The 20,518-nt window shown below is 63.4% G+C and carries 24 protein-coding genes and 1 pseudogene; 22 read left to right on the forward strand and 3 right to left on the reverse strand.

The window, feature by feature from the left end; genetic code table 11:
• The 17 genes and pseudogenes from ACQ4N9_RS07255 (at position 1) to recX (ending at position 14,255) form a co-directional block, all read left to right on the forward strand.
• Complete coding sequence (locus ACQ4N9_RS07255; RefSeq protein WP_258704944.1) at positions 1 to 612, forward strand: phage tail protein I; 612 nt, start codon at positions 1 to 3, stop codon at positions 610 to 612.
• Positions 605 to 3,157: a phage tail protein gene (locus tag ACQ4N9_RS07260; RefSeq protein ID WP_390967996.1), complete on the forward strand. Its 2,553-nt coding sequence runs from the start codon at positions 605 to 607 to the stop codon at positions 3,155 to 3,157. The genes ACQ4N9_RS07255 and ACQ4N9_RS07260 overlap by 8 nt, the downstream gene beginning before the upstream one ends.
• Positions 3,154 to 3,576, forward strand: a complete 423-nt coding sequence (locus tag ACQ4N9_RS07265) for a phage tail assembly chaperone (protein WP_390967995.1) — start codon at positions 3,154 to 3,156, stop codon at positions 3,574 to 3,576. The genes ACQ4N9_RS07260 and ACQ4N9_RS07265 overlap by 4 nt, the downstream gene beginning before the upstream one ends.
• A complete protein-coding gene (locus ACQ4N9_RS07270; RefSeq protein ID WP_390967994.1) occupies positions 3,573 to 4,472 on the forward strand; it encodes a phage tail protein in 900 nt (299 codons plus the stop codon). The genes ACQ4N9_RS07265 and ACQ4N9_RS07270 overlap by 4 nt, the downstream gene beginning before the upstream one ends.
• 163 nt (positions 4,473 to 4,635) lie before the next feature.
• On the forward strand, positions 4,636 to 5,802 hold the full coding sequence (locus tag ACQ4N9_RS07275) for a phage tail sheath subtilisin-like domain-containing protein (RefSeq protein ID WP_390967993.1): 1,167 nt from the start codon (positions 4,636 to 4,638) through the stop codon (positions 5,800 to 5,802).
• A 13-nt stretch (positions 5,803 to 5,815) separates the two neighbouring features.
• The gene (locus tag ACQ4N9_RS07280) at positions 5,816 to 6,325 is read left to right on the forward strand and encodes a phage major tail tube protein (protein ID WP_110992379.1); all 510 of its coding nucleotides are present in this window, start codon (positions 5,816 to 5,818) and stop codon (positions 6,323 to 6,325) included.
• Positions 6,326 to 6,337: 12 nt separating this feature from the next.
• Complete coding sequence (locus ACQ4N9_RS07285; protein WP_110992378.1) at positions 6,338 to 6,640, forward strand: phage tail assembly protein; 303 nt, start codon at positions 6,338 to 6,340, stop codon at positions 6,638 to 6,640.
• 124 nt (positions 6,641 to 6,764) lie between these two features.
• On the forward strand, positions 6,765 to 8,582 hold the full coding sequence (locus ACQ4N9_RS07290) for a hypothetical protein (protein WP_390967992.1): 1,818 nt from the start codon (positions 6,765 to 6,767) through the stop codon (positions 8,580 to 8,582).
• Positions 8,583 to 8,594: 12 nt separating this feature from the next.
• On the forward strand, positions 8,595 to 9,440 hold the full coding sequence (locus ACQ4N9_RS07295; protein WP_125465176.1) for a phage tail protein: 846 nt from the start codon (positions 8,595 to 8,597) through the stop codon (positions 9,438 to 9,440).
• Positions 9,415 to 9,621: a tail protein X gene (locus ACQ4N9_RS07300; protein ID WP_125465175.1), complete on the forward strand. Its 207-nt coding sequence runs from the start codon at positions 9,415 to 9,417 to the stop codon at positions 9,619 to 9,621. The genes ACQ4N9_RS07295 and ACQ4N9_RS07300 overlap by 26 nt, the downstream gene beginning before the upstream one ends.
• A gap of 51 nt (positions 9,622 to 9,672) precedes the next feature.
• Positions 9,673 to 10,719, forward strand: coding sequence for a phage late control D family protein (locus tag ACQ4N9_RS07305; protein WP_390967991.1), 1,047 nt, complete (start codon positions 9,673 to 9,675; stop codon positions 10,717 to 10,719).
• A gap of 112 nt (positions 10,720 to 10,831) precedes the next feature.
• Positions 10,832 to 10,999: pseudogene (locus ACQ4N9_RS07310) on the forward strand (Com family DNA-binding transcriptional regulator); the annotation flags it as partial.
• Between the two features lie 28 nt (positions 11,000 to 11,027).
• Positions 11,028 to 11,579 carry a glycoside hydrolase family 19 protein gene (locus tag ACQ4N9_RS07315; RefSeq protein WP_110992372.1) on the forward strand — a complete coding sequence of 184 codons (552 nt, stop codon included), beginning with the start codon at positions 11,028 to 11,030 and terminating at the stop codon, positions 11,577 to 11,579.
• The gene (locus ACQ4N9_RS07320; protein ID WP_390967990.1) at positions 11,576 to 12,073 is read left to right on the forward strand and encodes a lysis system i-spanin subunit Rz; all 498 of its coding nucleotides are present in this window, start codon (positions 11,576 to 11,578) and stop codon (positions 12,071 to 12,073) included. Before ACQ4N9_RS07315 ends, ACQ4N9_RS07320 begins: the two co-directional genes overlap by 4 nt.
• A 48-nt stretch (positions 12,074 to 12,121) precedes the next feature.
• A complete protein-coding gene (locus ACQ4N9_RS07325) occupies positions 12,122 to 12,604 on the forward strand; it encodes a CinA family protein (RefSeq protein WP_258704934.1) in 483 nt (160 codons plus the stop codon).
• Between the two features lie 104 nt (positions 12,605 to 12,708).
• On the forward strand, positions 12,709 to 13,776 hold the full coding sequence (gene recA / locus ACQ4N9_RS07330; RefSeq protein WP_110992369.1) for a recombinase RecA: 1,068 nt from the start codon (positions 12,709 to 12,711) through the stop codon (positions 13,774 to 13,776).
• Between the two features lie 8 nt (positions 13,777 to 13,784).
• Positions 13,785 to 14,255, forward strand: a complete 471-nt coding sequence (gene recX / locus ACQ4N9_RS07335) for a recombination regulator RecX (RefSeq protein WP_390967989.1) — start codon at positions 13,785 to 13,787, stop codon at positions 14,253 to 14,255.
• Positions 14,256 to 14,303: 48 nt separating this feature from the next.
• Here recX and ACQ4N9_RS07340 read toward each other — a convergent pair whose 3' ends face one another.
• Complete coding sequence (locus ACQ4N9_RS07340; RefSeq protein ID WP_390967988.1) at positions 14,304 to 15,422, reverse strand: LOG family protein; 1,119 nt, start codon at positions 15,420 to 15,422, stop codon at positions 14,304 to 14,306.
• A 306-nt stretch (positions 15,423 to 15,728) separates the two neighbouring features.
• Between ACQ4N9_RS07340 and ACQ4N9_RS07345 the strand changes: the two genes are divergently transcribed.
• Positions 15,729 to 15,929, forward strand: a complete 201-nt coding sequence (locus ACQ4N9_RS07345) for a hypothetical protein (protein WP_390967987.1) — start codon at positions 15,729 to 15,731, stop codon at positions 15,927 to 15,929.
• Between the two features lies 1 nt (position 15,930).
• Here ACQ4N9_RS07345 and ACQ4N9_RS07350 read toward each other — a convergent pair whose 3' ends face one another.
• Positions 15,931 to 16,353 (reverse strand): quorum-sensing-regulated virulence factor family protein, encoded by a 423-nt coding sequence (locus tag ACQ4N9_RS07350; RefSeq protein WP_110992365.1) that lies wholly within the window; start codon positions 16,351 to 16,353, stop codon positions 15,931 to 15,933.
• Between the two features lie 213 nt (positions 16,354 to 16,566).
• Between ACQ4N9_RS07350 and ACQ4N9_RS07355 the strand changes: the two genes are divergently transcribed.
• From ACQ4N9_RS07355 to ACQ4N9_RS07365, 3 genes are all read left to right on the forward strand, one after another.
• Positions 16,567 to 17,277 carry a tRNA-uridine aminocarboxypropyltransferase gene (locus tag ACQ4N9_RS07355; protein ID WP_125465165.1) on the forward strand — a complete coding sequence of 237 codons (711 nt, stop codon included), beginning with the start codon at positions 16,567 to 16,569 and terminating at the stop codon, positions 17,275 to 17,277.
• Between the two features lie 255 nt (positions 17,278 to 17,532).
• Entirely contained in the window at positions 17,533 to 18,183 is a 651-nt protein-coding gene (erdR, locus tag ACQ4N9_RS07360) for a response regulator transcription factor ErdR (protein ID WP_125465164.1), read from the forward strand.
• 75 nt (positions 18,184 to 18,258) lie between these two features.
• Positions 18,259 to 18,624, forward strand: coding sequence for a diacylglycerol kinase (locus tag ACQ4N9_RS07365; protein ID WP_011535182.1), 366 nt, complete (start codon positions 18,259 to 18,261; stop codon positions 18,622 to 18,624).
• Between the two features lie 3 nt (positions 18,625 to 18,627).
• Here the strand turns inward: ACQ4N9_RS07365 and finR are convergent, their stop codons facing one another.
• On the reverse strand, positions 18,628 to 19,554 hold the full coding sequence (gene finR, locus ACQ4N9_RS07370; protein WP_110992362.1) for a LysR family transcriptional regulator FinR: 927 nt from the start codon (positions 19,552 to 19,554) through the stop codon (positions 18,628 to 18,630).
• A 120-nt stretch (positions 19,555 to 19,674) separates the two neighbouring features.
• Between finR and fpr the strand changes: the two genes are divergently transcribed.
• Positions 19,675 to 20,454, forward strand: coding sequence for a ferredoxin-NADP reductase (gene fpr / locus ACQ4N9_RS07375; RefSeq protein ID WP_110738446.1), 780 nt, complete (start codon positions 19,675 to 19,677; stop codon positions 20,452 to 20,454).
• Positions 20,455 to 20,518: the final 64 nt, after the last annotated feature.

Below are 20,518 nucleotides of genomic sequence, written 5' to 3' on the forward strand. Positions count from 1 at the left end.
ATGCAAAGCCTTCTGCCGCTCAACCGCACACCCCTTGAACGCGCCCTCGAGGCGGCCGCCGACGAAGACCTCAAGGCGGGGCTGCGCAGCCTGTACAACCCAGACAGTTGCCCGGCGCATCTGCTTTACCAACTGGCCTGGGCCTGGTCGGTCGACCGCTGGGACGACAGCTGGAGCGAGACGATCAAGCGCTCGGTGATCCGCTCGGCGTTTTTCGTGCATGCCCACAAGGGCACGCTCGGCGCGTTGCGACGGGTGGTCGAGCCCTTCGGCTACCTGATCGAGGTGCGCGAATGGTGGCAACTCGAGCCGGTCGGCGTACCCGGCACCTTCGCCCTCAAGGTGGGGGTGGAGGAGGCCGGTATCGATGAGCAGACCTACCTTGAACTGAGCCGCCTGATCGACGACGCCAAGCCGGTCAGCCGCCACCTCATCGGCCTCGATATCAGCCTCGAAAGCCTGCTGCCGGCCTACCAGGCGGTTGCCCTCAACGAGGGCGAGCTGCTCGAGGTGTACCCCTGGGAAGCGGCGGACATCGACGTGCACCTGGGCGCCGCGCACTGGGTGAACGAAACCACTCTGGACATACTGGACATCTATCTTAATGGCTAACTCAACCACCCAATTCGGTGGGTTCCTGACCAACGTCGGCATCGCCCAGCAGGCCAACACCGCCGCGCTGGGGCTGCCCTGGAACATCACCCACATGCTGATCGGCGATGCCGGCGGCGAACCCTCGCAAACCCCTGACCCGACCCCGAAACCGACCCAGAACGCGCTGGTGCGCCAGGTCTACCGTGCGCAACTCAACGCGCTCTACCAGTCGCCTGCCGACCCCGGCGTGCTGGTGGCCGAGCTGGTGCTGCCGCCGGAGACTGGCGGCTGGTGGATCCGCGAACTGGCGCTGGAAGACGCCAACGGCAACTTCATTGCCGTGGCCAAGCCGGCGCCGAGTTACAAGCCACTGCTGGCGCAAGGTTCGGGGCGTACCCAGACCATCCGCATGCACGTGGTGTTCGGCAACCTGGCCAACGTCACCCTGAAGATCGACCCGAGCATCGTCCTGGCCACCCGCGACTACGTCGACAAGGCCCGTGAAGCGGCCGAGCTCTATGCACGCAATCAGCTCAAGGCCCATGTGGAGGCCGCCGACCCGCATCCGCAATACCTGCGCCGCGCCGACGTGGCCAAGGACGCCGGGCCGCTGGCCTGGCTCGGCGCGGCCGGCGGCACGGCAGATGCGCTGGTGCTGACGCTCAAGAGCAGCGAGGCGGCGCTACCTGCCTACGCGGCTGGCCAGCGCTTCCAGTTCCAGGCAGTCGCCACCAACACTGGCGCGGTAACGGCACGCATCAATGGCCGGCCGGCGGTGGCGGTGAAGAAGGCCGGCCCCGGCGGTCTGGCCGACCTGGTCGGCGGTGATGTGCGTGCCGGGGCGCTCTATGACCTGAACTACGACGGCACTTACTTCCAGTTGGGGGGCGGTGTCAGTGACGGCAAGGCCTTCGAGCGTTTCTCGTTCGAAGCCTCGGTCGGGCAGAAAGAGTTCAGCGCCCCGCACACCGTGGGCAACCTGATCGTTATGCGCAACGGGCGTGAAATCATCGACTACAGCGCTGATGGGCAAAAGATCACCCTGCACACTGCCTGCAACCTGGGCGATACCCTCGTGATCCTGGCTTTCGGTGCATTCCGCTCGGTTGACGGCTACACCAAGGCCGAGGTGGATGCCCTGCTGCGAACCTCGTCCGGCTTGCCCGTCGGCTCCATGCTGCCGTTCCCGCGCGGCGTTGTGCCTTTGGGTTTCATCGAAGTCGACGGTAGCGTCCAGGACATTGCGATGTACCCGGATCTGGCGGCTTACCTGGGCGGCGCTTTCAACAAAGGCAATGAGAAGGCCGGCGAGTTTCGCCTGCCGGATTCTCGCGGCGAGTTCCTGCGTGGTTGGGACCATACGCGCGGTATTGATGCTGAGCGTGCGATTGGTAGCTGGCAAGGCGATGAGCTGAGGGCTCACAAGCATGGCTTGGGGGCAAACGTTGTCACCGAGACCGGCACAGGCCCAGTCGGTGGAATAGGGCAAGACGGTAACAAATACATCACAGAAACGTTGCAAACCGGCGGGGCTGAGACTCGCCCGCGCAACCTGGCGGTGATGTGGTGCATCAAGGCCTGGAATGCCCCAGTGAATCAGGGCCAGATCGACGTGGCGGCACTGGTTGCCGAGCTGACCGCCCTGCGTTCGTCCACCCCCGTGGGCGCCATTCTGCCCTTCCCAAAGGCCGAGGTGCCCGCTGGCTACTTGGAACTGGACGGCACCGAAAAGAGCATCGCGGCTTACCCTGACCTGGCTGCCTATCTGGGCACTACCTACAACAAGGGCGATGAGACGCCCGGTAACTTCCGCCTGCCAGACTACCGTGGTGAGTTCCTGCGTGGCTGGGCCCATACGCGCGACGTGGATGCGGGCCGTGCGATTGGCTCCAGCCAGCTCGGTACTGCAGTTGCCTTTGACGATGCGACAGGCTTTGGCGTGGCCGGATGGCACATCACCTCCACAGCTGACGACGGCAAGCCAGAACTGTTCGGGGCTGACCGCGCGTCGCGCTCTGACTACCCGAACGGAAATACCCAGCTTGTCGCGTCTGCCACCTCGACGCTGGTCACCGTCGGCATGGCACGCCCGCGCAACGTGGCGGTGATGTGGTGCATCAAGGCCTGGAGCGCCCCAGTAAACCAGGGGCATATCGACTTAGCCGCGGTAGCTCAACAAGCTACGGCAACAGCAGCTCGCGTTGCGCAAATAGAGGCTGGAACGGCTCGGGTAGAAGTATCAGGCATCACTATGACCGCTGGCGCGCAGACGCTTGTGAACCACAATCTCGGCGCCATCCCAAGCGAAATCGAGTTCACCATGGTGTGCGTCAATGCGCAGAATGGCTGGTCGCCGGGAGAGCCTATACACGGCGCTCTAACCAACCAGTCGAACCCTTCAGTGGGAAACACTGGTATGGGCGTCTACTGGTACGGAGAGACTTCCACTCAGGTCACTATCGGCTTCGGTAACGGCGCATGGCTTGGCCCGGTCAAGGGCACAGGTGCGCGGGCGGGGGTCAACCTTGCAAACTTCACTCTTAGCGCGAGGATCAAGGCATGAGTGCGATAACTCAAAAGTTCTACTGCCTGCCCTCTGGCCAATTCTTCGGGAGCTGGATGGGTGTTCCTGGGCGAGATGACAACCCGTTCCCAGGCCTCGGCTACATCGAGGTGCCGAGCGCCCCGGGAGATACCCAATATTTCTGGGATGCAGAGCAGCAGGTGTTCTTTCTGCCGCCGTCGGCGACTGCTGAACGTGAATGGCGCGACGGTGAGCTTACCGAAATGATGGCCATGCGTGATCGCCATCGCGACCAGCTTGAGATCGGCGGGGCCACCACGCTCAGCGCCGAGCAGTTCACCGAGCTGCTGACCTACATGCAGGCCCTGCGCGATTGGCCCCAGTCCGAGGCCTTCCCAGACTCGTCGGCGCGCCCCGTGCCGCCGGCATTCATCGAACAAGTAGGGGGCGAGCAATGAGCCGTGCCAACGATCTCGCCGCGATGGAAAGCGGTCTGCTCGCAATCCGCGGGCTCAATAACGCGGCGATCACCGCGAGCAAGGTGCTGACCGCTGACGAAACCGGTGTAGTCCTGGTCGACGCCACCGCCGGCAACGTGACTATCACGCTGCCAGCGGCTGCCAGGTCGATGGATGTGCGGGTGCAGCGCGTCGACAACACGGGTAACAGTCTCGTCGTGAAAGCATCTGGCGCTGAGAAGATCAAGGCGCACACTCATCTGCGCCCCGCGGGCTACTCATTCATCGTACTGCTGGGCGCCGGTGACTTCTGGCACCTGCGCAGCGACGGCGCCGGCTCCTGGGTGCCGCTTGATCGCCTTGACAACTCAGCGCTGGGCCGCCCGGTATTCGAGACTACTACCGCGCTAAACCCTGGTGGCTGGGGGGTACCGAACGGCAGGCTGTTCAACCGTGCAGACTGGCCGTGGCTCTGGGACCATGCACAGCAATCCGGGATGCTGACCACTGAAGCCTTGCGAACTGGCAGGGAAGGGGCATGGACTGACGGCGATGGTGTGACCACGTTCCGTGTGCCAGAGCTGCGGGGTGAGTTCTTCCGTGCACTGGATGAAAGTCGGGGCGTGGATGTTGGTCGCGCAGCCGGTTCGTTCCAGAAAGGCAGCCTCCAATCCTTCGACCCCAACCGGACCAGTTACAGCCTTACGGGTCTGATCCATACAGGCGACGACACCGGGATACTTGCAAAACACGGATTAGACCCGGTTGTATTTGCTGACTACGGCCAGTCGCAAGTTGTCACGTATGACAGTGCGAATATTTCCGCAATCACCGTCGCGGGCGGCGTTGTCCGCCCCCGCAATATCGCCTACCCCGCCCGCATCAAGCTGATCTGAGGTTAACCGTCCGGCGCCTTGAGTGGCCCCGTGGCGCCGCCGTGGGTCGCCGAATACATCCAATGAAGCCCCGCACCGCCGGGGCTTTTTTTCACCCGCAAACAACCTCTCAAGGCCCTGCACCCGCAGGGCCTTTTCATACCCGAACCTGGAGTAAACCTGTATGAGTGGATTCTTCCACGGCGTCACCGTGACCAACGTCGACACCGGCGCGCGCAGCATCGCGCTGCCGTCTTCCTCGATCATCGGCCTGGTCGATACCTTCACCGAAGGCCCGAACGTCACCGCCAAGGCCAACGACCTGGTGCTGATCACCAGCGAGCGCGACGCGGTCGCGGCGTTCGGCCTGAATGCGCCGATCACCAAGGCCTGTCGCGCCATCTACAGCCGCGCCAAGGCGGTCATCGTTGCCTGCGGCGTGGCCAAGGTCGAGGATGCCGCCGAGCAGACCTCGGCGATCATCGGCAACGTGCTGGCCGACGGCAAACGTACCGGCCTGCAAGCGCTGCTCGACGGCAAAAGCCGCTTCAACGCCCAGCCGCGCCTGCTGGTCGCGCCGAAACACAGCGCCACCCAGGCCGTCGGCACCGCGCTGGTGGCCCTGGCCGACAAGCTGCGTGCCATCGCCATCATCGACGGCCCCAACAGCACCGATGAGGCGGCCATCGCCTACGCCAAGAACTTCGGCGCCAAGCGCGCATTCCTGGTCGACCCGGGCGTGCGCTACTGGGACAACGACACAGAGGCCACTGTCGACGCACCCGGCTCGGCCTGGGTCGCCGGCCTGTTCGCCTGGACCGACCGTGAATACGGTTTCTGGGCTTCGCCGTCGAACAAGGAGTTCGTCGGCATCACCGGCACCACCCGCGCGGTGGAGTTCCTCGATGGCGACGACAGCTGCCGCGCCAACCTGCTGAACAACGCCAACATCGCCACCATCATCCGTGACGACGGCTTCCGCCTGTGGGGCAACCGCACCCTGTCCAGCGACCCGAAGTGGGCCTTCGTCACCCGCGTGCGGACCATGGACATCGTCATGGACGCGATCCTTTATGGCCACAAGTGGGCCGTCGACCGCTCCATCACCGCCACCTACGTCAAGGACGTCACCGAGGGCCTGCAGGCCTTCATGCGCGACCTGAAAAACCAGGGCGCGATCATCAACTTCGAGGTCTACGCCGACCCGCAGTTGAACACCGCCAGCCAGCTCGAGCAGGGCAAGGTGTACTGGAACATCCGCTTCACCGACGTACCGCCTGCCGAAAACCCCAATTTCCGCGTTGAAGTCACCAACCAGTGGCTGACCGAAGTCCTCGATTCCGCCGCTTAAGGAGCGCATTTACATGGCAATGATTCCCGAAACCCTGGCCAACCTGAACCTGTTCGTCGATGGCGTCAGCTTCCAGGGCGATGTACCCAGCCTGACCCTGCCCAAGCTCACCCTGAAGATGGAGGAGTACCGCCCTGGCGGCATGGACATGGCGGTCGAGATGGACCAGGGCATGGAAAAACAGGAAGCGGCCTTCACCACCACAGGTGTGCGCCGCGAGTCGCTGAAGTTCTTCGGCCTGGCTGACGGCAACGGCTTCAACGGCACCTTCCGCGGCGCCTTCAAGGGCCTCAAGGGGCAGATCAACCCGGTGGTGGTCACCCTGCGCGGCACCCTCAAGGAAGTCGACATGGGCGACTGGAAGTCCGGCGACAAGGCCGAGATCAAGCACAGTGTCGGCGTCACCTACTACAAGCTCGAAGTCGACGGTCGCCTGGTCTACGAGATCGATGCCTTAGGGATGAAGCGGGTCATCGACGGTGTCGACCAATTGGCCGCCCAGCGCGCCGCCCTTGGCTTGTAAGGAGAACCTGCAATGGCTCAAGCAAAGAAATTGCCGCAATGGATGATGCTCAGCGCCGAGCGGGTGACCGTGCGCCTGTCGCGCCCCAGCGAGGCCAATGGCCTGCAGGTGGACAGCCTGTCGCTGCGGGCGCCGACCGTGCGTGACATCCGTAACGCGCAACTCGGTGGGGCAGGGGACGACGAGCAGCGTGAGCTGAACCTGTTCGCCTCCCTCGCCGAAGTTGGCGTCAAGGATCTCGAAGGCCTGGCCCTGAAAGACTACAGCCGCCTGCAGAGTGGCTACTTTCGCCTGGTGCAGGACGACGAAGTTTGATCCAGCCCGGCAGAAGGCCGCCGCACGGCGGCTGGCCAAGGAGCTGAACTTTTCCGCCAGCGAAATCATGACCATGTCGTTCAGCGACATGGTCTGGTGGCTGGTGGATTGAAGGGAGATGCGGATGGCGAACAAATCAACGGTGGCGCAAGGCGCTGCCGATGCCACCGTCCCGACGCCCGCAGGCCCTCATGAGGGCCTGCCTGGTAGCGCGGTAACCAAGGTGGCGCTGGGAATCACACAGCGCGCTTCCGGCCTCGGCGGAGCAACCCGTGAGGGGGCAAAGGCGGGGCGAACGGAGGCAACAAAGGAGAAGAAAGAACAGCCCGAATTCTTGAATCTGCAGCAAAAACAGCGTGGGCTGCTTGAGCAACAAAAGGATCTGCTGGAGCAGGCCCCGCTCGGCCCCAGGCTGTCGAAGCAGGCAGGCCAGACGGCACACGATGTCGTCACGTCGATCATGCTCGCGACCAGTGGTTACCTGACAGCGAAGGGCATCGCCCAGGTACCAATGACGATCGCCAAGGAGTATGACTCCCCGGGCGCCGTCCACCTGCCGCCGATTATCGTCAACGATGGTTTAGACAACGATCGTATTCCACTTGGTGCGGATGCGACGCCAGCCCCGGTGTCATTGCCCGGTGAGTCCCGCTCCGTTGAAGCCGGGCGCTTGGCTCAGATGCTACAGGCCGGAAAGTCAGCCTCTGGCATGGCTGCGCTGGATGCAGCGGTGAAGCTTACTGTCACTGCAATCACCGCCTCCACACCCGAGCAAAGGGGCGAAGGTATGGGGGCGGCCGGTGGTAGTTTCACGGGGGCCGTTTTGGGGGCCATGCTGGGCAGCCGCACCAAGGCGGGTGCCCCTGTGGTCTCGATGATGTTCGGCTTCGCCGGTGACAAGGTCGGCGGGGCGGTGGGGAAGGCGTTGATGGCCACACCGGCAGGCGCACTCCACGGTTCTTCGAGTACTGGCGCTGGCAATGGGCAAGCGGATGCTGCGTCGCCATCGCTCTGGGAGTCCTTGTCGGCCACCTTGGGCGTGGCCACAGGGGTAGGTTTGGGGGCCGCGGCCCACAAGCACCGTGATCGGCTGCGTCGTTTCGGATGGGGCAGGGTTGACGATGAGCCTTATCCGCTGGGTGCGGATGCCGGGCCGTCGCCCACCGACATCAATCCCCCGGCCGAGCCGTCACCTACCAGCACCAAGCAATCGGCTGGGCGCTGGGCCAGAGTCAAGGGTGCGTTCACTGACGCTGGCAAACTTCCCTGGCTGGAGGCCGGGCTGAAGGGGGCTTACACCTTTGCTACCGCCAAGACGCCCGAGGAGAAGGGCATGGGGTATGGCGGGGCTATTGGCGGAGCTATTGGTACAGTGCTGGGAGGTGGGATCCTGGGTAGGGTCGTCGGGCCATCGTACGGGATGTTTATCGGAAATTTGGTTGGCGACAAGGTCGGTAGCCTGATCGGGGGATGGATCGGCAAGACGTTCTTCAAGCCATCAGACAGAAAAGACAAAGCTGAGGCCGCTCAAGGGGATCCTCGCCAGGCTACGAACAAGGCGGCGGAAAAAGTCAGTGATACCCAGAAAGATACCCGCAGGGCCGGGCAGCTCTCGCCGAACACGCCACATGCCGTTCCGGCCGACAAGTACGCTTGGGGGCTGGCCGCGCAGTCCAGAGAGTCTGTTCAAGGATATTTGCCTCCTGCTCCCATGGCCCTGCCTGACGTAGCGTCGATCCCGACAACGAGTCAGGGTGTGACCACGCAGCCCGCCACTCAACAACTCACCTTCACTGCGAACATGCCCATCACCGTGCAGGGACGGGTGGATGCCCCCAATCTGCTTGCCGAACAACTCGAGGCGGCGGTCAAGCGCGTGATGGAGGATCTGTTCAAACGGGCCCCCTCCACACAGATGTACGACCCTGCGCATGCATACTGAAGAGGAGGATTCATGACCTACCTGGAGCAGCTGCAAGCCACGCTGCACGCCCTGGTCAAGGCGGGAGAAGCAGGGCGTCGGCGTGCCGACGCCATGCTCGACCCAATGAACGAGGCGATTGACCATATTCAAGGTGCGGTCGTCGAGCTGGAAGGGTTGCCGGTGGTCGGTCCGATCATCGGCGCCAAGTTGCAGCGCACGATGCGCGCCATCGAAACCGCCCAGGCACGGGTGGCCAAGGTGGTGGCCAAGTATGACCAGGCCGTGGCCGTGGTCCGCCAGGTGCGTGACCGCATCGACGGGTTCGCCGGCCATGTGGCCAAGGCCGGTGCGGCCATTCGGCGGATGGTGGGGGAGGTGCGTTCGACCGTCAACGGCGTGCTGTCGACCTTGGGCTTCGCGCCCCAGGCGACACCGGCGGCCGAGGCAATCAAGCCTTTCCCTCATCTGCTGGTGCTGCAACCCCTGAAGGCCGGGGCCACACCGTACTACTTCAACCTCGACACTGCGGCCTTCGACCAGTTGCGCCGGCAAACACGCTTTCGTTGGGCTGGGCAGGAACGCCTGAGCCGCGACAGCGCACAGCAGGCGGTCAGCCTGGGCGAAGAAAGCATCAGTATCCGCGGGGCAATCTTCCCCGGCTTCAAGGGCGGCCTTGGCCAGCTGCAGACCCTGCGCAGCATTGGTCGCCAGTTGTTGCCGCTGTCGTTGACCAGCGGCTATGGCGAGGTACTTGGCACCTGGTGCCTGACCAGTATCGAAGAGGAGCAAAGCCTGCTGCAGGCCGGCGGCATTCCACGCAAACAAGGCTTTTCACTGGAGTTCGTGAGCTATGGCCAGGATCTGCATAACGTCTGAAGGCGACCTGCTCGACACCCTCTGCCAGCACTACTACGGGCAGCTCGAAGGGATGGTCGAGGCGGTGCTGGATGCCAACCAGGGGCTCGCGGACGAGGCCCAGCCGTTTCGCGCCGGGGTAAGGATAGTGCTGCCGGAACGGCCTGTGGTGGCGAGCAATACCCTTCAACTGTGGGACTGACAGGGGGCTACGGTGCCGATTGCGCAGCGTAGCCCCCAGGGAGGCAGAATCATGAAACCTGTGTTCAGCATCCAGGCCGATGGCAAGGACATCACCGCGCTGATCAACGATCGCCTGTTGCTGATGCGTACCACCGACAAACCGGGCCTTGAATCGGATGAATTCGAACTGCGCATCGATGCCCGTGATGGCGCCGTTGCGCTGCCGGCCCGGGGGGCGGTGCTCGAGGTGTTGCTCGGCTATGCCGGGCAGCCCCTGAGCCGTCTGGGCCGTTACACCGTCGATGAGGTGGAGCTGTCCGGCCCGCCCGACACCCTGGTGATCCGAGGCAAGGCCTGCGACTTGCGCGGCAGTGGCAAGACCATTCGCAGCGGCAGCTGGGAAAATGTGACGCTGCAGCGCATCGTCGCCGAGATCGCTGCCCGCAACGGCTGGCAGGCGGTATGCCCGGTGAGGGTGCAGATACCGCGTGTCGACCAGTACAGCGAGTCGGATTTCAACTTCATCACCCGCCTGGCCCGCCTGCACGATTGCACCGGAAAACTCGCCAATGGCCAGTTGCTGGTGCTTCCGCGTCAGGGGCGACAAAGCGCCAGCGGCAAGGCGTTGGGTGTGGTCACTATCGCTCGCGACGAGGTCAGCCAGTGGCAGTTCCGGCTGGCTGACAGGAGCACCCACAAGGCCGTCCGCACCCGTCACCTGGACAGTGCCAGCGGTCGCGTGCAGGCCGTGGAGCTGGCCAACGGCGATGCTCCGGACGGCTTGCAGGCGGTGCACACCGACCGCCATCTGTACCCCAACCGGGCCGCAGCCGAACAGGCCGCGAAGGCGCGGCTGGCCAGCTTCAACCGCGATACCGCCAGTGTGCGCCTGGACATGCCCGGGCGTACCGACCTGTTCGCCGAACGCGAAATCGACGCCCGAGGGTTTCTGGCCGGACTTGACGGGCCGTACTTGATCGAGTCGGTGGAGCAGGTGTTCACCAGCAGTGGCTGGCGCACCACCGTGCAGTGCAGCGGTGGCCGGCAGGGCAAGGCCAGGGCCAAGGGCGCGGCGCCGCGTCGCGCGACGTCGCTCAAGGCCCAGTGCACAGGGTGAAGGTTCCCGATGCCCGTGTGGCGGCAGGCTTTCTATAGTCGGCGCAGGCGTGCCTTTGAATGCAAGGCCGCCCAAGCCGACATCAGTGGCCAACCCGCCAGGACCTGCGCCTATGTTCATCGATTTTCGCTGTGGCCAGTGCAGCAAGCTGCTGGCCCGCATCACGCCTGCTTCCGAGCTCCAGATCAAATGTGGCCGCTGCCGCACCTTGAATCATGTGAAAGCCATGCGCTTCGAGCCATCGCCCCTGAGCGAATCACCGGCGGCACTGGCCGCCATTCGATCAGACCGCAATGGAGCCGCCATCGATGGTGTTAACCGAACCGCAATTGAAAGAAATCTATCCCGCAGCCGGCCAGCGGGTCACGGCCTTCCTGCCGGCGCTCAATGAGGCCATGGCCCGCTGGGAAATCGACCATCCAAAACGTGTCGCCGCGTTTCTAGCCCAGGTCGGCCATGAGTCTGGCCAGCTGCGCTACGTCAAGGAACTGGGGGGCGACCGTTACCTGGCACGCTATGACACCGGCAGCCTGGCCCTGCGCCTGGGCAATACGCCCGAGGCCGATGGCGACGGCCAGCGCTATTGTGGCCGTGGCCTGATCCAGGTGACCGGGCGCAACAACTACCAGGCCTGCAGCCGCGCCTTGTTCGGTGACGAACGCTTGCTGGCGCAGCCGCAGATGCTCGAACAACCTCGCTGGGCCTGCGAGTCGGCGGCCTGGTTCTGGCACTCGCGGGGCCTGAACGCGCTGGCCGACCAAGGTGAGTTCAATCGCATCACCCGCCACATCAATGGCGGCCTCAATGGCCTTTCCGATCGCTTGCTGCTGTGGCAGCGAGCCCGTGAGGTGCTGTGTTGAGCCGCTGGCAGCTCGGGCTTTGTGCGCTGCTCCTGCTGTTGGGGGCGGCGCTGGCCTGGCAACTGCAGGCCTGGCGCTATGGGCGGCTGCTGGCCCAGCAGGAGCAGCATCTGGTGCAGCAACGGCTGGATCAGGCCGAGGCGCTGCATGGCCTGCTGCTCACTGAGCGTGAACAGCGCCAGGGGGTGGAGCAACGCCTGCACGAGAGTGAATCGAGACATTTCCAGGAGCTTACCGATGCGCAACAGACTCAGGCTCGCCTGCGTGACCGCCTTGCTACTGCCGATCTGCGCCTGTCGGTCCTGGTCGAGCGCGGCGCCAGCTGTGGCGCAGTGCCTGCCGCCACCGCCGCCAGCGGCCTGGATCATGGCCCCGTACGCGCCCGACTTGACCCAGCGCATGCTCGACGAATTATCGCCATCACCGACAGCGGCGACCGCGGACTGATCGCCCTGCGCGCCTGCCAGGACTATGTTCGTGCCTTGTCGCGGTGAGCCCTTGCCGGGTGTTAGGGTAGGGCGCAATTCACTCAGGAGCCCGTCATGGACCCGATCACCGCGCTTTCCACCCGCCTGGGCGAGCACCTGCGACGCCTCAATGCCCAGGTGACCACCGCCGAATCCTGCACCGGGGGGGGCATTGCCGAAGCCATTACCCGTATCCCCGGCAGCTCGGCCTGGTTCGAGGCGGGCTACGTCACCTATTCCAATACGCAGAAGACCCGCCAGTTGGGCGTCCCGCAACCGTTGTTCGCCGAGGTGGGCGCGGTCAGCCAGGAGGTGGTCGAGGCGATGGCGCGCGGGGCCCAGCAGGCCAGCGGCGCACGCTTTGCCGTGGCGGTCAGTGGTGTGGCCGGGCCCGATGGTGGCTCGCCGGCCAAGCCGGTGGGCACGGTGTGGCTGGCCTGGGCCGATGGGGCCCATGTCCGCAGCGAACGGCGTCACTTCGATGGGGACCGCGAAGCGGTGCGCCGACAGACGGTAATCGCCGCGTTAGACGGCTTGTTACAGCTTGGCGCGGAGTAAATCGCCAAGCGGGGGTTTGCGGAAACGAATCCCTGTGGAATAATACTGGCTACTTATACAGTTATTCCGGCCGTCAGGGCCAAGTCGAACACGTGAGGATTTCAATGGACGACAACAAGAAGCGCGCCTTGGCTGCGGCCCTGGGTCAGATCGAACGCCAATTCGGCAAGGGCGCCGTCATGCGCATGGGCGACCACGAGCGCCAAGGCATCCCTTCCATCTCCACCGGTTCCCTGGGCCTGGATATCGCCCTTGGCATCGGCGGCCTGCCCAAGGGCCGTATCGTCGAGATCTACGGTCCGGAATCCTCCGGTAAAACCACGCTGACCTTGTCGGTCATCGCTGAAGCCCAGAAGAACGGCGCCACCTGCGCCTTCGTCGACGCCGAGCACGCCCTCGATCCGGAATACGCTGGCAAGCTGGGCGTCAACGTTGACGACCTGCTGGTTTCGCAGCCGGACACCGGCGAACAGGCCCTGGAAATCACCGACATGCTGGTGCGCTCCAACGCGGTCGACGTGATCATCGTCGACTCCGTGGCTGCACTGGTACCCAAGGCCGAGATCGAAGGCGAGATGGGCGACATGCACGTCGGCCTGCAGGCGCGTCTGATGTCCCAGGCGCTGCGCAAGATCACCGGTAACATCAAGAACGCAAACTGCCTGGTCATCTTCATCAACCAGATCCGTATGAAGATCGGCGTGATGTTCGGTAGCCCGGAAACCACCACCGGCGGTAACGCCCTGAAGTTCTATGCTTCGGTGCGTCTGGACATTCGCCGTACCGGCGCGGTCAAGGAAGGCGACGAGGTGGTGGGTAGCGAAACCCGCGTCAAGATCGTCAAAAACAAGGTCTCGCCGCCGTTCCGTCAAGCCGAATTCCAGATTCTCTACGGCAAGGGTATCTACCGTAACGGCGAGGTCATCGACCTGGGCGTTGCTCACGGCTTCGTGGAGAAGGCCGGTGCCTGGTACAGCTACCAGGGCAACAAGATCGGCCAGGGTAAGGCCAACGCCGCCAAGTACCTGCAAGAGAACCCGGCCATCGGTGCCGAGATCGAGAAGCAGATCCGCGAGAAGCTGCTCACTGCTGGCGCCGTAGCTGCTGCTGGCAAGGCCGCTGCCGTTGAGGCTGATGCCGACGACATGGCCGACGCCGACGCCGGTTATTGATCTGCCCCATGTCCGCCGTACTCGACACCCCGGTCGCCGTGCGGCGGACAGCCATGGACCTGCTTGCACGCCGCGAGCATGGTCGCGTGGAGTTGACGCGCAAATTGCGTCAGCGCGGCGCAACGGATGAGCTGATCGAGCCCGCGCTCGATCGGCTTGCCGAAGAAGGGCTGCTCAGTGAGGCCCGCTACCTCGAAAGCTTTATCCGCTACCGATCCAGTGCTGGCTACGGCCCCGCGCGTATTCGCGAGGAGCTGGGGCAGCGTGGGCTTGCCCGCAGTGACATTGACCAGGCCCTGCGTGAAAGCGAGGTGGACTGGGCGGCGCAGTTGCAAGATGTCTGGCAGCGCAAGTTCGCCGGTCAGCGCCCACATGACCCGCGCAGCCGTGGGCAGCAAACACGCTTTCTCGCTTACCGTGGTTTTTCCATGGAAATGATCGGGCGGCTGCTCAGCGGTCGGGATCTCGACGAATACTGATGCCCCGTATGGCCACCCGAAAGGGGAGCCATGCGGGGCATTTTGCGTTCAGCTCACCTTCAAGGCTTCTCGCGCCCGCTGGGTGGTGTGCATCGGCTGGGGCTTGGCCCAGTTTTCCGGCAAGTTGATAAAGTCCACCAGCTCACGCAGGCGCCCCTGGTCGCGGCCATTGAACGCGAATGTCAGGCGTGTCAGGTGGCTGAAATTCCCCTCCTCATGTTCGGCGCCACTGTCTGGTTGCTGGTGGTAACGGCCGCTCAGGCGCAAGTCGGCGAAACCTTCCTCGACGTCATGCAACGCCGCTTCGCTGAGCGGATGGTGCATGCGGATGACGAATTGGTTCTTTAACCAGCGGCTGGAGTGGTAGTTGCTGTAGAACTGGTTGATCTCATCCACGGCCTCGTCGGCACTGTGCACCAGGCGCACCAGTTTGAGGTCGCTGGGCAGGATGTAGCGGTTCTCTTCCAACTGGCGGCTGATGAAATCAAGGCAGTCGCGCCAGAAGCTGCCGCCGGGCGAATCCAGCAGCACCACAGGCACCAGCGGGCTTTTGCCGGTCTGGATCAGGGTCAACACTTCCAGGGCTTCGTCGAGGGTGCCGAAACCACCGGGGCACAGCACCAGCGCGTCGGCTTCCTTGACGAAGAACAGCTTGCGGATGAAGAAGAAGTGGAACGGTAGCAGTTTGTCGGTGCCATCGACCGTGGGATTGGCATGCTGCTCGAAGGGCAGGGTGATGTTGAAACCCAGGCTGTGGTCGGCGCCGGCGCCTTCGTGGGCAGCGGCCATGATGCCGCCCCCGGCACCGGTGATGACCATTAAATCGGAGCGTGCCAGCGTAGCGCCCAGTTCCCTGGCCAGGGCGTACATCGGGTGTTCCAGTGGGGTGCGTGCAGAGCCGAAGACCGTCACCTTGCGCCGCCCCTTGTAGCGTTCGAGGGTGCGGAACGACTGGTCGAGCTCACGCAGGGCCTGCAATGTGATCTTGGCGTTCCAGCGGTTGCGGTCGTCATGAGCCATGCGCAGGATGGTCAGCATCATGTCGCGGTACAGCGGCAGGTTGGGGCTGTTCGGGGCGACCAGCTGCAGTTGCTTGTCGATGTTGCCCAGGTCGATACCCTGGTCTTTGAAATGGTTGAACAGAAGCTCATTCGGTTGGTAAGGCATTCAACGTCTCCTTCTGCAGCAAAACCTCTGACCGGGTCGATGGTGTGTCCCGGCCGCGGCACTGCGTGTGCCGCTGGCTGCTATGGCTCGAGTGTGCGCCCCGAGCATTGCAGTAGGCCTTCAAGGCCATGATGCAGTGGCAATTCCATCTTGTTGTCGTTGTTGTGGGTCTCGTTATCAATCTAGACGCTGGCGCGCCATTGCGCCGCTTGCCTTGCAAGCGGGCCGTCGGTCAGGTCAGGCCCAGCCTTTACGTGGCTTTGGTCTACTGGAAGGGGGCAAAAGCGCGACGCGGGAGGTGGCGGTATGCATCGACTGGTGATCGAGGTGGATGGGCAGCTGTTTCAGTTGCTGGCGCGCGAGGCGCAGGCCCATCACCTGAGCCTTGAAGGTGAATGCCTGCGTCGTCTGCAAGGTGCAGAGCGGCAATCACGGTATCTACAGGCCTTGTTGGCCGAGTTGCGCGCCGAGGAAGAGCAACGGCGCGCTAGCGATCAGCTGGCCTGAATCACTTCTTCTTGTTGCCGGCCACGCAGCTGGCGGCATCGAAGGCCTGATCCATGATGGGCTGGTTGGTCTTGTAGACGGTGAAACGATAGACCAGTACTGCGCCCTTGGACATCAGCTGGCGGTAGCCGGTATTGCGGCAAACGCTGTCGCCCAGCTGGCTGCGTACCTGCTGCGGGTTGGCGCGCATGCGTTCGGCATGGCTCTCTCGCACGCTGAGGTGGTTGACCAGCGCCTTGCCTTTTTCGACGGTGTAGCCTTGGTCGAGGATATCTTCGTTGATGGCGCGTGGGGTGCCGACGCTGCTTTCCTTGGCGACCTTCTCCAGCGTCTGTTTCAGCTCGTACTCCTGCTTGGAGGCGGCCTGGGCAGCCAGGGGCAGGGCGAGCAGCAGGCTCAGGGTCGGGGCAATTAGACGCAGCATGGATCTCTCCTGGTTCGATGACTGGCGCTTTGACCTGCGCCGGCAGGCGGCGTTCCCTGAAACTCGGTGTTTCCGGCCGCCACAACCGGCGATTATAAAGGAGCCGCAGGCGGGGCTGCACGGCAAATGACGCGGCCTCTGGTAGACTGGCGCCTTGTCATCCGTAGAGTCGTTTTTTGTGTTCGTCCCTTCTCAACGCCAAGGCCTGCAGCCATGAGCCATGCGGTAGCGCGGCTGCGCGCCGAGCGCCTGGCCCGCAGCATCAAACCTTTCGTCGCCCGCGGCTCGCGTGCCGAACGCTGCCCGCAGTGCCGGGTCATCGCCACGCATTGCCTGTGTGCCTGGAAGCCCAGGGTGCAGGCCGAGTCCGGCATGTGCCTGCTGATGCATGACACCGAGCCACTCAAACCCACCAATACTGGCTGGCTGATCGCCGACCTGATCGAGGACACCTCGGCCTTCGGCTGGCTGCGCACGTCGGTGGACGAGGGTTTGCTGGCGCTGCTGGAACATCCGCAGTGGCAGCCCTATATCGTCTTCCCCGGTGAGTTCGTTGCCCAGGAGCGGGTGGTCAGCGAGGTCGCCTGCGCACCGGGCAAACGCCCGCTGTTCATCCTGCTGGATGCCACCTGGACCGAAGCGCGCAAGATGTTCCGCAAGAGCCCGTACCTCGACAAGTTCCCGGTACTGAGCCTGCAGGCCGAACAGATGTCGCGCTATCGCCTGCGTCGTTCCAAGCGCGACGACCATTTCTGCACGGCGGAAGTGGCGGCCATGTGCCTGGACCTGGCCGGCGACAGCCAGGCTTCGCAGGCCCTGGATGCCTATCTGGATGTGTTCAGCCTGCATTACCTCAGTGGCAAGCGGCGCCTGCCGCTCGATGAGCAGGATGAGGTACACCGGCGTTTGCATACCTTCCTATAGTCCAAGGGGCGGGCGCTGCGGATTGGTTCATACTGACGGGGCTGGCAGCCAGGGAGGTGGGTTCGACCGGGCAATTGGCTTGACCACTCGGTGCGTGCTCGTCATCCTTGGCGCCGATTCGGGCACGACGAAGCTGCTGTTACCCCGGACTTCGCCGTGCCGTCCCGGCCGGCGGCCCTGCCGTTCGCGCCTTGAGTTGCCTGCCAGGCGTATCCCGTATCCCCGCGCCTGGCACAGAACAGGATCCATAGATCGATGGCCACATACGAAATCCTGATTGCCGATGACCACCCGTTGTTTCGCAGCGCACTGCGCCAGGCCGTTACCCTCGGCCTCGGGCCGGACGTGCGGCTGGTTGAGGTGGCGAGCATCGCCGAACTGGAAGCCAGCCTGACGGAAAAGTCCGATTGGGACCTGGTCCTGCTGGACTTGAACATGCCCGGTGCCTATGGCTTCTCTGGCCTGGTCCTGTTGCGTGGGCAGTACCCGCAAATCCCGGTGGTGATGGTGTCGGCGCAGGAAGAAGCGGCGGTCGTGGTGAAATCCCGTGAATTCGGTGCCAGTGGTTTCATTCCCAAGTCCAGCGAGCTGAGCAAGATCCAGGAAGCGGTACGCAACGTGCTCGATGGCGATGTCTGGTGGCCACCCCAGGCGTTCGAGAAGGTCGATGTATCGGCTGAGGCCAAGGCCGCCAGCGAGGGGCTCGCAAGCCTCACACCCCAGCAGTTCCGGGTGCTGACCATGGTCTGTGAAGGCCTGCTGAACAAACAGATCGCCTATGAGCTGAGCGTGTCGGAAGCGACCATCAAGGCCCATGTGACTGCAATCTTCCGCAAGCTCGGGGTGCGCACACGCACACAGGCCGCGCTACTGCTGCAACAACTTGAATCGGTTTCCGCCAGCTAAGTCCCTGCGCCTTCACGCTTTTTTGACCAGTGTCGGATTAGCCTGCCAGGCTTTCATCGATGAAGTGAGTGACACATGTCGCCATTCAAGGGCCAGACCGGCCTCAAACGGATTTTCAATGCTGCCGGCTACTCGCTGGACGGCCTGCGGACCGCCTTCAAGGGCGAAGCCGCTTTCCGCCAGTTGGTGTTGCTCAATGTGCTGCTGATCCCGACGGCTTTCTGGCTGCCGGTGAGCCGTGTCGAGCGGGCGATCCTGATTGCCGTGTGCCTGCTGGGGCTGATCGTCGAACTGCTCAACTCGGCGGTGGAGGCGGCCATCGATCGTATTTCGCTGGAGCGCCACCCACTGTCGAAGAACGCCAAGGACATGGGCAGCGCCGCGCAACTGGTGGCGATGTCCATGGTGGCGGTGGTGTGGGGCGTGATCCTGCTGGGCTGACCTTCAGGCGATCGGCGGCAGGACGATTTCGTCGCTACGCTGCACGCCTGCGGTGAAGCTGCGACACAGTTCGAGGAACTCGCGCATGGCCGAGGTCTGGTATTTCTGTTTGTGCCAGATGAAATAGAACTGCCGCGCCAGGTCCAGGGCCGGGGTTTCCACCGGCACCAGGCTGCCGCGGCGGAAGGCGTCGCGCAGGGCCAGGCGCGAGATGCAGCCGATCCCCAGGCCTGACTCCACCGCGCGCTTGATCGCTTCGGTGTGTTCCAGCTCAAGGCGAATATTGAGGTTGGCGCGGTGGTGGCGCATGGCTTGGTCGAAGGTCAGGCGTGTCCCAGAACCCTGTTCGCGCAAAATCCAGGCCTCATGGGAGAGCTGCTCGATGCTGGCGTGGCCGACTTTGGCCAGCGGGTGCTGTGGGGCGCAGAACACCACCAGTTCATCTTCCACCCAGGGCTGTACTTCCAGGTCAGGGTGGTTGCAATCACCTTCGATTAGACCCAAATCAATTTCATAGTGGGCGACCTGTTGCACGATATGCGCAGTGTTCTGCACGTGCAGCTTGACCTGGCTCTCCGGGTGTACCTGCATGAAACTGCCGATCAGCAGGGTGGCCAGGTAGTTGCCGATGGTCAGGGTGGCTCCGACCGCCAACGAGCCGAAGCCGGACTTGCCATTGAGCAGGTCCTCGATCTCTTTGGCCTGGTCGAGCAGGGCCACTGCCTGGGGCAGTAACTGATGGCCCAGGGCGTTGAGGCTCAGGCGCTTGCCGGCGCGGTCGAACAGTTGGCAACTGGATTGGCGCTCCAGTTCGGTGATCGAGGTGCTGGCGGCTGACTGCGACAGGGCCAGCACGCCCGCGGCCCGGGACACGCTCTGGTGCTGGGCGACGGCGACGAAGACCTGAAGTTGACGAAGTGTAAATCGCATATCTATATAACCGATAACACATATCTTGATAATTCAGTTAACAGATATTGTCGCTGCCCCTAAACTATCGCGCAACTGTGCGCCTTGTGCGCGCTGCGTTTTTCTTCAGGAGCCCCATCGATGAGCAACATGAACCACGAACGTGTCCTCAGTGTTCACCACTGGAACGACACCCTGTTCAGCTTCAAGTGCACCCGCGATCCGGGCCTGCGCTTCGAGAACGGTCAGTTCGTGATGATCGGCCTGCAGCAGGAAAGCGGCCGCCCGCTCATGCGCGCCTACTCCATCGCGTCGCCGAACTGGGAAGAGCACCTGGAATTCTTCAGCATCAAGGTGCCGGATGGTCCGTTGACCTCGCAGCTGCAACACCTGAAGGAAGGCGACGAGATCATCATCAGCAAGAAGCCTACCGGCACGTTGGTACTTGACGACCTGAACCCGGGCAAGCACCTGTACCTGCTGAGCACCGGCACTGGCCTGGCGCCATTCATGAGCGTCATCCAGGACCCCGAGACCTACGAGCGTTTCGAGAAGGTGATCCTGGTCCACGGCGTGCGCTACGTGAACGAAGTCGCCTACCGCGAATTCATCACCGAGCACCTGCCGCAGAACGAGTTCTTCGGCGAGTCCGTGCGTGACAAGCTGATCTACTACCCGACCGTGACCCGCGAGCCGTTCGAGAACCAGGGCCGTCTGACCGACCTGATGCGCAGCGGCAAGCTGTTCAGCGATATCGGCCTGCCACCGATCAACCCGCAGGACGACCGCGCGATGATCTGCGGCAGCCCGAGCATGCTCGACGAGACCAGCGAAGTGCTGGACAGCTTCGGCCTGAAGATCTCTGCGCGCATGCGCGAGCCGGGTGATTACCTGATCGAGCGCGCCTTCGTCGAGAAGTAAGGCGAGCGCGGTTAACGAAAAACGCAGGCCTTGGCCTGCGTTTTTTTATGCCTGGATTCAGCAA

Origin of the sequence: Pseudomonas sp. ES1, from assembly GCF_050586605.1 — a bacterium.
GTDB classification, from domain to species: domain Bacteria; phylum Pseudomonadota; class Gammaproteobacteria; order Pseudomonadales; family Pseudomonadaceae; genus Aquipseudomonas; species Aquipseudomonas sichuanensis.